General features: G+C 59.5%; 1 protein-coding gene and 3 pseudogenes. 3 read left to right on the top strand and 1 reads right to left on the bottom strand.

The window, feature by feature from the left end; all coding sequences use genetic code 11:
- Window positions 1-108: 108 nt before the first annotated feature.
- Entirely contained in the window at window positions 109-597 is a 489-nt protein-coding gene (locus tag E4K64_RS40985) for a hypothetical protein (RefSeq protein ID WP_209311915.1), read from the bottom strand.
- Window positions 598-626: 29 nt separating this feature from the next.
- Here E4K64_RS40985 and E4K64_RS40835 point away from each other — a divergent pair.
- The 3 pseudogenes from E4K64_RS40835 to E4K64_RS39625 all read left to right on the top strand — a co-directional run.
- Window positions 627-731: pseudogene (locus E4K64_RS40835) on the top strand (ATP-binding protein); the annotation flags it as partial.
- Between the two features lie 693 nt (window positions 732-1,424).
- Window positions 1,425-1,562: pseudogene (locus E4K64_RS39635) on the top strand (IS66 family transposase); the annotation flags it as partial.
- 273 nt (window positions 1,563-1,835) lie between these two features.
- Window positions 1,836-2,108 (top strand): annotated as a pseudogene (locus E4K64_RS39625) (IS110 family transposase); the annotation flags it as partial.

Below are 2,108 nucleotides of genomic sequence, written 5' to 3'. Positions count from 1 at the left end.
GTACTGCAGCTCCGTGCTCTCCTGGTGCTGGCGCACCTGGTTCACGGATGACTGCCGCACATAGACGTAGGCCAACTTGGCTCGGTGTGTGCGGTCGTGAGCCGCTCGTCAGAGATGTTCGAGCTGATCAGCACGACCCAGTCCCCTTCCGGACGTGCCGGGAACCGCTTGCATTAGCCGCAGCAGCGTGGCGAGGATTTGAGCGATCTGGGTTTGCGTCGCGGTCGCGGAATCTCGGCCGTCGGACGGCCAGGTGGATTTGCCAACATCGGCAGGGGTCGATACGCAACGCGACCTGGAAGCGGTCGGTGGGTCATCGCGAATCACCTTCTCGTCGAGAAGGCTCAGACTCGCGCTCAAATGTTGCATCAATGGGATCAGCGTACGTGCACTGATGCGCGGCAGATCGGCGGCGTTCGGGCGGGAAGTGATTGGCGTCTCGGCAAGATCCGTCGACGCAATCCGAACTGCCCGCGGCCGGCCGTCCGGCAGCGCGACAACGACGTAGGCGGGACCGCGCCCCGACCGCTTCTTCAGCACCTCAAGCCGGTGCCCAAACAGAAAATGATGCGGGTCGGTGATCGTGACGTGAGACACGACCCGTTCCAAAATAGGGGCACTCTGTCGTGTTCGGTGACCCTACGCTCGCTGACGCCATCCTGGATCGTCTCGTCCATAACGCGCACCGCCTCCAGCTCGTCGGCGACGCATGCGAAAACGCAACGCTAAAACCATCACCCTTGACGAGCAGCCAGAACGCTGACTCTATGACCGCCTCGGCCGGAGCGGGCTGCTCACGATCGTCTGAATTCATCGCTCACGATCGCGCGAAATCGCTGCTCACCATCAGTGAAATATGCAGACACAGGCAGGTCTCCTGGGGTCACGCATGAATCTTCCGTATCGTGCCGTCAGCAAACACCTTGGTACGATGGGTGAATGAGTAACGCCTTCGCCCCCATACTGCGGGCTCGACCTTGCCCCATCTTTGGCCGACCTGTTCATCTGTGGGTTGCCCCTCGATTACAGCCCGATACTTCTCCTCAAACCCTTCGGATTCCGGATCGCTCCGGACACCCTGTCCTCCAAACGCTCTCGCGTCTGGCCAACGAGGCATTACCCCCGTCTTCGGATACGGTCCTCCTCATTCGAGCACCGAAGGGACTTCAACCCTCCTGATTCACGCGCTGCCCAGCGCACAGTATGGCGGGTCGACTCCCACGATGACGCTTTCGGAGCCTGCTCAGTGTTCACTCGCAAGTTGCGGCCCGCGCGGACCGATGTCCCCCAAAAGGGGCCTTTTCTCAGAGTGCTTCAGGTCATTCGTCGCCTCCTGACCCGCTCCGAGTACTTCCGGCTGGAGCGAGAGTTCGCCGGCCTGGATTTTCACCAGGGAGAACAGTGCGCCTTGGCAAGGCACACACACCAACACAGTCGAGAACGCCATCCGGCCAGTTTGCCTGACCAGGAAAAATGCGCTTTTCGCTGGTCATGAAATCGGGGCAGAAAACTGGGCCTTGCTCGCGTCGATCGTCGCCACCTGCAAGCTCAACGACGTCAACTGCGGATTCCGATGATCTCGCCCGGGTGTACCGATTTGATCTCGCCCAGGATTCCGAGATGATCTCGCCCACCCTTCCGATTTGATGTCGCCCGGGGCGCGAGGCGTTCTGGCTGTGTGGTTTCTGGCATCGGCGAAGCCGCGTGGTCAATCTTGAATCGCGGCTCGAAAGACTTGTTTTTTGCTGCTCCTGCTGTGATGGGGTGGACGCCCCTCGACGGCATCGATGTGCCAAAGTGAAGGGTGTTGAACCGTCACAAATGAGGAAGCGTCCATGAACGAAGTTAGCACGATTGGACTAGACTTGGCGAAACATGTTTTTCAGGCACATGGCGCAGACGCTAGCGGCGGTGTTGTTTTCCGCAAACAGCTGCGTCGTGACAAAGTGCTGGGTTTCTTTGCCCAGCAGCCTGCGTGCCTGGTAGCGATGGAAGCCTGCGCCAGCTCTCATTACTGGGCTCGTGAGCTTGGCAAGCTGGGTCACACCGTGCGTCTGATTCCACCGTCCTATGTAAAGCCGTTTGTTAAGCGTCAGAAAAACGATATG

The organism is Bradyrhizobium frederickii, assembly GCF_004570865.1.
In the GTDB taxonomy this organism is placed as follows: domain Bacteria; phylum Pseudomonadota; class Alphaproteobacteria; order Rhizobiales; family Xanthobacteraceae; genus Bradyrhizobium; species Bradyrhizobium frederickii.
Note: the sequence above shows the minus strand (reverse complement) of the source record. Positions and strands in the feature narration are given on the sequence as shown.